This is a genomic window from Legionella nigrisilvae (genome assembly GCF_977063395.2).
In genome coordinates this window covers 402,615-414,679 of the sequence record NZ_CDRUGZ020000041.1, presented here as the reverse complement: position 1 = coordinate 414,679, position 12,065 = coordinate 402,615, and the positions used below count along the sequence as shown (strand labels likewise).

Here is a 12,065-nt window from a genome sequence, read left to right as displayed (position 1 = left end):
AACTTTATATCCCAAAATATACTTATTTGTAATGCCGACATCCATTTAATCAACTATAATTTTTTAATTCTAGAGCTCCTTTTTAATGGATAAGTAAATGAAAACATTCACGCAATAAATCGATTAGCTCAAGTGCAATGGAAGGGGTCTGATTTATTAGCACAGTTTAAGAAGTCGAATGTAATAATACGTGATGTGATTATTAGACACGGTCAAACAAGCCTATAGACACTGGCGAGCCTCACGAACAATGCGCGGGCAAATTCCTGATGAGTTATGGGAGCAGGTCAAGGGATTATTGGGTGATTATACTCCTTCGAAAATCGGCAGTCATTTAGGGATTAGTCCAATCCAAATCAGGAAAAAATTATTGCCTGTAGAGAAAACGGACCTGAAATTTGTTGAGGTAAAAGGAAAACCTACGAGGAGGCTTGATTCAGAGTTTCTATCGAATAACGATGCGCTTGGTAGTGTTGAACTTCATCGTCCCTGTGGCAGTATACTGAAAATCAATGCAGTGCCTCTGAGTAGGGTATCAAAACTCATTCTGGATTTCTGGAGCAATGATGCTGCAGATTACCCCACAACATCGGTTGTTACTTGCTGTTGAACCCATTGATTTTAGAAAAGGCATCGATGGCTTGAAAGCCTTATTCCGACAAAAGTTTCTTGATGACCCCTTCAGCGGCGGCGTATTTGTTTTTACCAATCGCATGCGAATGTGAACCAAAGAACCATTGGCCGCTAGTTTCTCTAAGACTGGGAATACCAACAACGCACAACCAGCTAATTCTTCCATCAGTTGCCATTGGGTAGATGCCGGAATGGGAAAACCAAGAAGTGATAGAACGTATTCTTGCCGATGAAATGGCATGGCCATGTAGTACTTTTGTAACGCCAAGATTGCTTTAAAACTCGGATGATATTTTTCTTTATCGACATGGGCTGGGATGGTGGCTGAAAAGATTTCATTACATAAAGCACATCGTAGCTTCTCAGTCCAGTATTTATCAACAGAGGCCAGATTTTGCCCTTTGATGTTAATGAGGACGCCGGGATTGATGGAATAAAGTCTGCCGCCACTGCTATGTGGACATAGTTCACAGGCGCTCAGGAACTCTTACGGAATGGTGTGTTCCTGTACATTGATGTAGGCGGTATGCGGAAGGCGTCCATGTCCTTTAGGCTCTTTGGGCGCATGGCTCTCTTAATTTGATTGGCTCGGCGCAGGTTCTCCTGCAGCAGTGTTATTATGTTCTACCTTTGGAGATTGTCTTATTGGTTCGTGGTCTTATCTCTGTTGCCAAAGATAAACCGCTTTAAATTGGATACAGAGACTTTATGCTCGAGCAGTGCCCGCGGGATCCAAGAAGCCAGGTGAATACAACCAATGACAAACGGTTTTGTGCCCTCAGGTAGGTTGGATGAGTGCACCAATGCAACGATCTGCTCAACTTCTTCCTGAGATTTTTAATGACAATGGGTAATTCTTTTGCTGGTGTCATTAGCAACATTGCTCCTCTTAGGGGAGCAAGATTAGCTAGCAGTCTTAATAAAATCAATAGGTTGTGCTGAAAATAATGAATCAATGCTTTTTGGCTGCAAAGTCAGAAAGTATTTATAGTGTTCCATAAGTTAATCTGGATGGGGGAATATGTTGTAACGGTGTACTTTCATTTACTGTAATAACAATTTCCCTACGTGAAAAAATTGAATATGCTGATAATTTTTCATTATTTGTTACGTCTCGTCGTATTACCTTTAATGCCTCAATACAACGTGTAAATATATTAATGGTATCCTCCAGGTACTGATCCTGTTTTAATAAGCCAATATCTCGCAATAATTGCACGTGAATGTCATGATAAATTGGGGCGTGAAGCCCTTGCATATCAGCCAGCTTATTCGAAATGAGTTCCAATCTTTCAATAAAGCGTTGATATTCAAGATTTGCAATCTTTTTTTCTATATTCCAAAAATTAGCAGAGCACGTAGATATCCCGACTACAGGAATAAGAAGAAGCCAAGGTGTCAATATTGCAAGAGCCCCGTATAAGTCAACCTGCTCTCTATAATATCCTCTTGTTTCATAGTCAAGCACTTCTTTATGAGATTTTAAATATTGGTAGGCATCAACAGCACGATAAATAAAATATAATATAATAACTAGTGAACAACAAATAGATCCACCTGACATACTTATTGTTGCCGCCCTAAAACATGGATCAGCTTGTGGAGTGCGTCTTTGTAAGTCAGCTAAATAATCTTCCATCTGCTTAATCAAGCAATTCAAAACAAGCCTGTCATTATTTGAATGTTGGTAGTGATAAGTGATTGAAGATGAAGGAAAGGATTTCGAAATATTGCTCCTTGCTACTGTATTAAGCTTTGTGTCTGATTTTAAATTATCTTTGAACGCTCGCGGCATCTCCACTAATATGGAGTCCGGGATGATTTCTTGTCCTATCATTAAGACAAAGTCTTCGTCATTTTTATCACCACGATCTTCAACTATTTCTTTACCTTTTTCTGATTCAAAAGATCTTTGATCTGACTCGATAAAAGCATACCCCCTAGCTTCATAGGATAATATTTGATCTTTTGGTACGCTCACACTTTGCAGATATAATGCTCTTGGAATCATTCTTGGATTACATAAATAATTAGCTCTTACTAACTCGACCAGGCTAAGAGTTCCGCTATATCGTATATAAATACTTTTTACCATGGGATCATATTTGTCTTTTTGTTCTTCGAATAACTGAGCATAAGCACGTAAAAATTGTGCCCTCTCTCCGCTTTTAAGACAAAGCAAAATATGTTCTTGATCGCGGATAGGAAGTTGCCTATGCAACATAAAAGGTGTGATATTTTCATTATTGAAAAGATGTAGGTCTGCTCCATTTTTAAATAGTATTACTATGATCTGAATGTGCTTTTTTATAGACTCCTCATCTATTGGTTGTTCTTTCCTGCAATCCAGAAGTACCTGATAGCATTTATGCAATGCCGTATTACCGTCATCATCAGCTTGATTAATAAATTCATTATCTTTATCTGAAATGACATGATGAAATAAGATATCTATAATTTTAAGCTGACCAAGCCAAGCTGTTTTATGTAAAAGTGTAGATTTATATATGTCACATGCAAAAATCAAAGTTTGTTGCTCGTCCTTTTTTGCCTGATTTAGTAGCTTGATAAAAATATCGCAAAATGAATCTTTTGCTGCATACCAAAAAACCGTTCTTAATTCATGGTCTTTTGTATAAATCACTTTATTATTTTTCATTTCATTAAATAAAAAGTTAGATAGTTCCTCATCACCAGTTGCTAAGGCCAGATGTAAAAGCGTTTTATTCTCTTCATCACAAGCAAATAAAGAAGCGGGCGATCGCTCATTGATTAACCTAACCAGGTCTATCACATCCTCGAAGTTATTTTCTTTAATAGCTTTAATTAATGCATCAACGAAATAGCGTCTCGTGTACATCCATAACTTCCTTAATTGTATATAAAATGTTTAATGTATTTCAGTTTAATCGATAGATCAGAAAGCTCATAAGAAAAACATTGGTTAGTACTCTTTTAATTTCATATTATCTAGGGAGTAAAATGAAATTGAAGTATCAAAAATCAATCATATTATAAAACCAAACGCCCAAAGATATATAACTTCCTCAAATGAAAATTGGTTATATCCAGAGAAAGATATTAGATCTAGTTGCGATTTTATGAGAGGAATCTTATTGCCTCCAAAGAATCAGCTGCATAAATTTGACACAATATCCTTAAGTGCACGAGTTGACGATGGCTCCACTTACCACCAGGACGCATTTGCTAAAAGCGTCCCTCATTTTACCTGTAGTGTTCTGTAAATGAAGACTCTCTTTTCCCCATTCATCTTCGCATAGGAATTCATACTGGAGCTGTAGTGGGCGGAGTCATTGGCAAGAAAAAATTTGCCTATGATTTGTGGGGGAAAGCCATCAATATAGCAAGCCGTATGGAGTCTCATGGTGAGTCCGATCGAATTCATGTGAGTGAAGAAACTTATCAACTGCTGAAAGATCTTTTTGAATTTGAAAAAAGAGGAACCATTTTAGTCAAAGGAATAGGGGATATGCCCACCTATTTTTTAGTAAAGCCCAAACCCACCCAGTTATTTGAATAATTTCGATAATTTGTTGGTTCTTCTTATTAATCGTTACCCACTTATAAATTAAAGTACTAAAATTAAGTTATGGACACACGTCACCATTACTTATATGGACATAAATTACAATATCGCAAGAAGTTCAATTATTTTAAAAGAATATGTGAACAAATATGCTTATATAGGATTAAGCATTTCGATTTGTAGTATTTTAATCGCTTCGCTGGTTGTGTCTTATCAAATCACAGGATTTGTCAATCTAAATGGTTTTATTAGGGCGCAAACAACAAATCCTGCCATTTGGATTCTTGATTTAACTCCTTTTCTATTTGCTTATTGGGGGCAATCATTTTTCCATGGATTGGTGAACACCACAGAATCACTTGTTGCAGATAAAACGGAAGCTCTTCTATATAAAAGTAGCGATCTCGAATCAAAACTAAAATATAAAAGTGAACATGATTATTTCACACAATTACCTAATGCCTTCCTGTTTAGTGAGCAAATCAAACAAGCCATTAATAAAATGGAGGAGTTACATGAATTGGCGGTTATTATATTAAAATTAAATGATTTTAAGGTCATTCACGATAATTTCGGTGATTTTAATGCCAACAGTGTTTTAACCCAGTTTGTTAAAAAACTAAAAGACATGTTAATTAACCCTTTTATGCTGAAAGCGACTATGGGCATAAATACTATAGCTCGGATAGAAAGCGATGAATTTGCTTTATTGCTTCCTAGATTGAATGAACAGGTTAATTATAACACCTTATTGAAAAACATTGTTGAGATAACGACTCTTGATTTTATAGTAGATGGTATCCATGTAAATATTGGTACCACGGCCGGAGCTGCAATTTATCCTCGTGATGGAGATGATAACGTTTCTTTAATCAGTCATGCACGAACGGCAGTTTTTCATGCAAGAAAGAAAGAAAAGCCTTTTGCTATTTATAATGCAAATATGGAAGAGGACTTTACTACCAACCGAATTGTGATGAATGCCTTGAAGAAATCTATAGAAAACCAGGAGATGAAGATCTATTATCAACCTGCTGTGGAGCTGAAAACAGGTAGAATCATTGGTGCTGAAGTCATGGTGCGTTTTGTACATGAACAATATGGCTTACTCAGTTTGGAAAAATTTATGCCACTTATTGAGCGATCGAGTTTAACCCAGCAATTAACCTCGTTCATGTTAATAAATGTTACGAAACAATTAGCACTTTGGCATCAGGCAGGACATAAAATTTTTGCATCGGTTAATCTTTCTGTTCAGGATGCGGTTGATAAAAAATTACCAGAATTTGTAGAGAAATTACTTAAAGAAAATAAAATTGCTCCAGAGTATTTGACCTTAGAGTTTAATGAGCGGGCGTGTCTATCGGATCAGGAACAATCAATTGAAGTATTAAATCAATTAAGCAATTTAGGCGTGAAGCTATCAATACATGATTTTTGTAGTGGTTATTCTTCAATTCTTTATTTAGCCAATTTGCCAATTAATGAAATAAAAATTGATAAGTCACTTATTTTGAACATGATTAAAGACAAGAGGAAGTCTAAAATTGTTGAAGCGATTGTTAAATTAGCACAAACCTTAGAGCTAGAGGTAATGGCTGATGGAGTAGAAGATAAGGAAATTAGAGAACAGCTGAAGCAATATGGTTGTAAATATGGGCAAGGAACGTATTTCTCAAATCAACTGAGTCCTTATGAATTTATGGCTTTGTTACATTCAGGTATAAGATAAAGGTTCGTGAAATGAATGAGGAGGCTCTTTTATTCCTCCTCTGTTATCACTCATTCATTTATTTCAGTTGAAAATCCTGGCCTAGGGAGATCATTTGTCGACTTAGGACTGGTTTCCGTTTTTGGGGTATTAAAAATCCCTACTTTCCCTAACGCATCGCTTAAAGCATGAGGGTCTTTAATACTAATAGAAGGTTGAGCAAGCGCATCGGACTCAGGTAATGGAATAGATGATTCTGCATTTAGAGGTGGGTACGTTTTCGATATTCCATCTTTAGTTGCCGTTTTAGTTTGCAAAATTACATTGCTTAGTTGGATGGTATCTGCAAACTTTATAGCGCCTTCGACATATTCCACATTCGCAGACTCTAAAATTAACTTAACCCCTTTTCCTGAGAAAAAGTCATTTAAGGTCCCGTCAAACAAAAAGGGGGCTAACTCTTCTTTTTTGTGAGTACATAAATTTAAATCGCCCCTATAGGTTACTGTATCAAAATCTTCACTCTGTTTAATAATTTTTAATAATCCCAGGAGTTTATTTTTTACATCGTTATTATCGTATTCTTCAGGAAGAGATTCTTCTAGTTTTTTTAAGTCTCCCGACTTTAAGCCATCCTTTTTAATTAAAGCAAAACCATTAACCATGGACTGGACTTTTTCATGATAACTTGAGATGACCAGTTCCTTTTTGGGAGTAACTGCGTAAGAGATAAAAATTTTAGGGGACATATCATAACCTCCCTTATTTATCAGAAATAAGGATTCATTGTATTATTTATAATATAGACCATTTGTTCTATTTTAGATCAGTTGCGGTCTACTCGAGCAGGAAGCTGAGATTTCTGCAAGAGCATTGGTATAATATGCAATAAAAAAATCTTTGGCCTGGGAGGGTAATTCAAACCCCTTAGAATTACTGCATTTAAGGCCTGCACCTATACTTGCATTTTGAATGCTGTATTTGCTTTCGTTTAAAATTAATTCTGCATAATCCAAAGCATCTAAAACATGCTTATATTCAATTTGAGCTTCTTCCATTTTAGAATTATTTAGTAACCACAAGCAGTAATGAGATATTGCCTCCGCCAAAACCATATAACCATAACTGCCGTAATAGGGAAGCATCCGTTTGCTATTGGAGATTAGTTGTTGATAAAGAGTGTAGGATTCTTCAGTACTAGCTTGTTGTAATTTATGGTAAATGTATTCATTATAACGCTGAATTGCATGAACAGAACCGTATCGAATGGCAATTTTGAGCGATTCAACTTCGGAAAATCCAAAATCGTTCTTCATATTTTTTCTTATTTCTTGTGAGTAATGAAAAAAATAAGCACCTCGTACTAAATTAAACTGATTTAATTGGGGTTGGGAAAAAAACATCACCAAGGGTAAATTTTTTTGCTGTGCTAAAGCCACACCATAGGCGCACCATATTTTTCCCCAGTATTCAACTAATTCTTGATCCTTGCAAAATTCTTCGATGGAAGGGACGTGATAGGTAAGGCGGGCAATGGTTTCAATCTTCTGATTTTTAATTAGCGCAAGTTTTTGTTCACGATTTGCTTGATTAAACATATAGAGAAACACTCTATCTTGTATTGTTAATTTTAATGACATATTTAATGTCTTAAAATCAAAAAACCCATACATATTTAGTACCTGCTTTCATAGTTTTGTGAAGTTGACATAAAGTGACATTCACATGTTCTGGTTTGTTTCCTAACTGGACTCAGGGCTATAATACCATAAATGTGTATTGAATATCTTCATCTGGAAGCAGATTTGGTTTGGGAGATGAGGTCAAGGGAGTATCAAGGCCGCTAAAAATGCGGGGCTCGGAGCATTCTGCTCCGAGTTAATAACACTACTATTTTGCGGCAATTTCTTTCCACCAATTGGTTTTGGTCTCAGTGACCCAATGTCCTGCACGCATACGAGCAACAAATTCCTCAGCTTTTTCAGGAGTGGATGATTTTTGATCCAATTTAATGCACCAATCCCATTCGCCTGTTGTAGACCACATTTTTTCTACGCCATCCCATTTAGCCATAGCATTCATATCAGACATTGCTTTGTTACTTTTTACAAAAATTACACTATTCCATGCATTCATTATTACTATCCTTATAAAATTGTTTGTATACTTGAGTATGAAACTCAAGATTAAGAATATAATAATTCTCGAATTCTTTCCATTTATCCCAACATTTTTTATTGCTTGATTTTTATAGTAATTTTTCAAATATTAGCCACTGAAACAATGCGCTATAGCCTGGATGCGGGGAAAGGAGAATCTTGGTGTCTTTTGTCAAAGAAAAATTACTCGGGTTCTGCTTCGAGGTACCTCATTGCAAAAGGAGCAATTAACTTTACTGGATCATCAATTATACAATTGGGTTTTTTGCTATCCATACGCTTTTTTTGTTATCATCCAGCTTAAAATTCAATATTGATTAAAAAAATGTCTTATAAAAAATTCGATATCCTTTCGTGTGCCATTGAACACGATCAAGCTGCTGTTGCTGAGCAATGGGCAAAAACTTTCATTTATAATCCTAAGAATGATATTGCCGTTAATATGACGCAGTTATTACTATCCTGTTTAGCATCGGGTGATTTCAAAGTACGCCCTTATTTATCTAAAACATCGAAATTACAAGCTCCCTCGGATCAATTAACTATTGCTGATTATTTATCGCATGCCAGTCGTATTATTCTTGACTATAAAGGATTAACCGGAGCAAATAGGGAAGAATTATTAAATTATTTCCCTCCTGATGGAAAAAATGTTTTTTCCCGCTCAGCCACACATAATGTGCGTCGCGGTATGGGTGGTGAAATTGTCGAAGGAAAGGGTTTTTTGCTGGGTTTAATGGGACAATTACCCGGTCTTATCAAAACTCCCCAGGATTTTGGTATTAATATCGCTATGGGTGGCGAGGGGCAAGATAATTTTTATGGAAAAAAAATATCAGCTAATGGTTTCAGTGGTCATTTTTATTTTCACCGCAATGACACAGATTGTTTGCTCATGCTTGGTCTTGAACAAACAGCACCTGCCGCTTCCCCGTTAGAATTTTTAATGGGGGCAAAAAAGTATGCTAATAATGTACAACAAGACCATGATCAATTCGGTCAAGGACATTCATTAAAGGGCGCTTCAGATACGTATACTGCTGCTGGGTCTTTATATTTTAGTGATCCAGTATATCAAGCCAAACTTGTAAGCGAAAAAGGTGTTTTCCCACCGGATAAATACGGCGCAATGCAAGTTACGATTAACGATGAGAATTGGCCATCTGTCAAAAAAACTTTAGAGCAACTCCGGCTTCTGGCTGACGAAGATCATAAAAAAGATTTATTAGCGTTTCTGCTCTCCAAACCAAAAACTGCTGTAGCGACTGAAAATAATCCCTTAAGTTACATTACACTTGATTTTGATACTTATTTGAAACGTATTTATCAGGTGTTCATTATTGAGGGGCAAATGGATTTTGAGAGTCAATCTGCTCTCTCAAACCTACAGGCCAATTTGTTAATAACGATTAAAAAATTACAACAAGGTGATGTGGATAGTTATAAACCGTTGAAACATCAGATTGCAGAAATTAAGCAATTAAAAAATATTCCACTTCCGTACCAGAAAGCTATTGATCGCATTCAAAAGTTATTTAAATTGCAGCTTGGGATTGATCCGAAATTGAACCAAACACATCAGGAACTGTTGCTAAAAAATCAATACGATGATTTACAGGAAGAAAGCAAAGTTATCTTGGAAAAGCTATTGATTATGCAAAAGCATTTTAAGAAACAGCCCATTACCAAAGAGCAAGAAGCACTGGAATTTTTTCTTCAACAGATTGAGATCCAAATAAATGCCCTGCAAAATCCCTTCCCATCATCCTTAGAAGAGATATCTGATTTAAGTACAAGCTGGGTGTTATGCGATGAGCCAGTTTCTATCAGTATAGAGTCTATTGATAAGCTGAGAAAAATTACAGACCGGGCAAAAGAATTTACTCAACCTATCACTTTAACAACCAGCGATGAAATTTCATTTCCTCAACTGATATCCGGAATACAAAAAAATCTCTTACCCCTTGCTCAAATCAATCTAATTGATTACTCGAAATTAGATTTAAACGATCTGGCGAAACAATTTAATTTATATGTAGACTATTTAGCTGAAAACGCAGAGGCTCTTAATCATTGGGAACACAATTTTTCTCAAACAACAAATATTCTTGCTAATTACTCGAATAAAAAGACCGAGCTTAATGAGGGACATGCTTTTTTGCCCCAGTATCGTGAGAGTACCATCCTAAGACGTTTATATGCTTTAAATAGTACCGATCTTTGTTCTTTGCCGTTTAAACCGTACGAACATCCTGCTGCAGAATGTAGAATCCATCAACCTCATACTTACTGGAGCAAAATAAGTAACTTACTATCTGCGGGTACTGAGGTAGTTTTAATACTCCGAGATTTAAAAAAGCAACAAATAGCTAAAACCTCATGGGAGGAGATGAATGCTACAGTCACTTTATTTCAAGAAGCTGTTGAACGATTTAAAAAAGCAAATGAAGAATTAACAAAGCACTCCAGTAACATTCAGGAGCTTCCGGTCGAGGTTTTTGAAAGTCCATTTTTCTATCCTATTAGTGATGAGGAGCTGCACCAAATGAATGGTGTGCAACTTGTTACTCTATGTTTGGAAGAGTTAAATGCAGAAATGCCGAGTGCTTTGGTTCGACGAGTCACGAATAATCAAGAATTGTGGCTACGTATGGATAAAGCATTTCAAATTGAAGAGGTGGGTTTTAAAAAGCGTAAAGATAATATTGAACAGAAAATCATTAAATTACGTACGATTTACCATTTTGGAGAACAGGTTCGTCAGTTTAAAGAACATGTGGATCTAATTGACAAAGAGAGGTTTTTTACAGAGCTGCAAAAGTTAGCGCATGAAACTTCCTTTATTTTTGAGGCTCATAAAGCTGTTGAACAGGCTCAGTGTGAACTTGTAAATTTACGCGAATTCCTAACGCTTCTGCACGATTTTGCAAAAGAAGAAGACCCCAATGCAGCGCTTAAAGTATTAGAACAAAAATATCAAAGGCTTCCGGAAAAAGAGCAAAAACATTACGCGCCTCAATTGCAAGACTCCACAGCGCTTGCTTTTAAGACGTACCTTGAAAAAATCAATTCAGCCCAAAAGATTACAGAGAAAAGAAGAAACTTTGTATTCTTAAAGCAATTAATTGAAAAATTACCACCCGACCCGTTTCAAGATGAATATAAAATAAAACAAACAGAGGATAGTTTGTATCAATTATATTTTGAGCTAAGGAAAGCAACTTCTGTAGATGCTAAAAAACGTATATTTGACAATCCATCATTTTCCATAATCATAGAAAATTTTGAGCAATTAGATCCTGAATTGACTGCTGAATGTGCCAAAAAAATTCATAAGAAATTAGTACGGACCAAATACATATATGAACAGCTACTTGAGGTCAAAGTTATTTCACCTGAATCTCCAACACAACTGGTAGATCCGCTTCTATACCGGCTTGAACCAATCCTTAATGGCATTAAAGAGCCGCTCCAAATTCAATTAATGAAGGCACTTTTACAAGATAAACTTCTTAAGCAAGTAATTCTAAGGCAAAAATCATATGAAAAATTCACTCCAGTTTTGCTTCAGGATCTATTAACTCTAAAAGAGTTCCGAGATCAAAAAATTGCTCTTAGTAAAGAGAAGAAATATGAAAGCGAATACGAACAATCAATTGATCAATTTTATAGAAAGGCCTTGGATATCCGATTGTCAGACCTTCCCCTAAAAAAGCAAGCTGAGAATATAATTAATGCCGCCCACTCTGAATTTAAACATCGCCACGATGGACGCCGTCTAATAGCTGATATCGCGATGATTGTGAGTGTCACTTTTTTTGGCTTAGGGATTTTTATAGGACTCGGGCGTTTAGCTGCAGGAAAAACCTTATTTTTCAGTAGTTTCCTTAACCAGGTAGAAACGGATAGAGAGGTAGATTTAAAAGATCATTGGCTTACTAAGCAATTACCGGAAGAAGGAAGCGAAGCTCGCTTATTGACCGCTCCTGCTGCGTAAGAAGCGGTCAACGACAGC

The 12,065-nt window shown here is 36.2% G+C and carries 8 protein-coding genes and 1 pseudogene; 5 read left to right on the top strand and 4 right to left on the bottom strand.

Annotated features, from left to right (window positions below):
• The first annotated feature begins 250 nt into the window (after positions 1 to 250).
• Both ACWTE2_RS27785 and tnpB read left to right on the top strand, forming a co-directional pair.
• Positions 251 to 610: a hypothetical protein gene (locus ACWTE2_RS27785; RefSeq protein WP_454785323.1), complete on the top strand. Its 360-nt coding sequence runs from the start codon at positions 251 to 253 to the stop codon at positions 608 to 610.
• Entirely contained in the window at positions 564 to 725 is a 162-nt protein-coding gene (gene tnpB, locus ACWTE2_RS27780; RefSeq protein ID WP_454785322.1) for an IS66 family insertion sequence element accessory protein TnpB, read from the top strand. The genes ACWTE2_RS27785 and tnpB overlap by 47 nt, the downstream gene beginning before the upstream one ends.
• 893 nt (positions 726 to 1,618) lie before the next feature.
• Here the strand turns inward: tnpB and ACWTE2_RS27775 are convergent.
• Positions 1,619 to 3,493, bottom strand: a complete 1,875-nt coding sequence (locus ACWTE2_RS27775) for an ankyrin repeat domain-containing protein (RefSeq protein WP_454785321.1) — start codon at positions 3,491 to 3,493, stop codon at positions 1,619 to 1,621.
• A 393-nt stretch (positions 3,494 to 3,886) separates the two neighbouring features.
• On the opposite strand from ACWTE2_RS27775, the pseudogene ACWTE2_RS27770 reads away from it, so the two are divergent.
• Both ACWTE2_RS27770 and ACWTE2_RS27765 read left to right on the top strand, forming a co-directional pair.
• Positions 3,887 to 4,174: pseudogene (locus ACWTE2_RS27770) on the top strand (adenylate/guanylate cyclase domain-containing protein); the annotation flags it as partial.
• A 94-nt stretch (positions 4,175 to 4,268) separates the two neighbouring features.
• Positions 4,269 to 5,912, top strand: a complete 1,644-nt coding sequence (locus ACWTE2_RS27765) for a putative bifunctional diguanylate cyclase/phosphodiesterase (RefSeq protein ID WP_454785320.1) — start codon at positions 4,269 to 4,271, stop codon at positions 5,910 to 5,912.
• 50 nt (positions 5,913 to 5,962) lie between these two features.
• Here the strand turns inward: ACWTE2_RS27765 and ACWTE2_RS27760 are convergent, their stop codons facing one another.
• The 3 genes from ACWTE2_RS27760 to ACWTE2_RS27750 all read right to left on the bottom strand — a co-directional run bounded on the left by ACWTE2_RS27760 (position 5,963) and on the right by ACWTE2_RS27750 (position 8,027).
• A complete protein-coding gene (locus ACWTE2_RS27760) occupies positions 5,963 to 6,640 on the bottom strand; it encodes a hypothetical protein (protein WP_454785319.1) in 678 nt (225 codons plus the stop codon).
• 72 nt (positions 6,641 to 6,712) lie between these two features.
• Positions 6,713 to 7,531: a DUF5630 domain-containing protein gene (locus ACWTE2_RS27755; RefSeq protein WP_483099548.1), complete on the bottom strand. Its 819-nt coding sequence runs from the start codon at positions 7,529 to 7,531 to the stop codon at positions 6,713 to 6,715.
• A 250-nt stretch (positions 7,532 to 7,781) separates the two neighbouring features.
• Positions 7,782 to 8,027: a hypothetical protein gene (locus tag ACWTE2_RS27750; RefSeq protein ID WP_454785317.1), complete on the bottom strand. Its 246-nt coding sequence runs from the start codon at positions 8,025 to 8,027 to the stop codon at positions 7,782 to 7,784.
• Between the two features lie 348 nt (positions 8,028 to 8,375).
• On the opposite strand from ACWTE2_RS27750, the gene ACWTE2_RS27745 reads away from it, so the two are divergent.
• Positions 8,376 to 12,047 carry a LepB GTPase-activating domain-containing protein gene (locus ACWTE2_RS27745; RefSeq protein ID WP_454785316.1) on the top strand — a complete coding sequence of 1,224 codons (3,672 nt, stop codon included), beginning with the start codon at positions 8,376 to 8,378 and terminating at the stop codon, positions 12,045 to 12,047.
• Positions 12,048 to 12,065 lie beyond the last annotated feature (18 nt).

Excerpts from the sequence above, each read along its gene's own strand:
- ACWTE2_RS27745 (WP_454785316.1), top strand. The coding sequence starts at position 8,376 with ATGTCTTATAAAAAATTCGATATCCTTTCGTGTGCCATTGAACACGAT.
- tnpB (WP_454785322.1), top strand. The coding sequence starts at position 564 with ATGATGCTGCAGATTACCCCACAACATCGGTTGTTACTTGCTGTTGAA.
- ACWTE2_RS27760 (WP_454785319.1), bottom strand. The coding sequence starts at position 6,640 with ATGTCCCCTAAAATTTTTATCTCTTACGCAGTTACTCCCAAAAAGGAA.
- ACWTE2_RS27785 (WP_454785323.1), top strand. The coding sequence starts at position 251 with ATGCGCGGGCAAATTCCTGATGAGTTATGGGAGCAGGTCAAGGGATTA.
- ACWTE2_RS27775 (WP_454785321.1), bottom strand. The coding sequence starts at position 3,493 with ATGTACACGAGACGCTATTTCGTTGATGCATTAATTAAAGCTATTAAA.
- ACWTE2_RS27750 (WP_454785317.1), bottom strand. The coding sequence starts at position 8,027 with ATGAATGCATGGAATAGTGTAATTTTTGTAAAAAGTAACAAAGCAATG.
- ACWTE2_RS27765 (WP_454785320.1), top strand. The coding sequence starts at position 4,269 with ATGGACATAAATTACAATATCGCAAGAAGTTCAATTATTTTAAAAGAA.
- ACWTE2_RS27755 (WP_483099548.1), bottom strand. The coding sequence starts at position 7,531 with ATGTCATTAAAATTAACAATACAAGATAGAGTGTTTCTCTATATGTTT.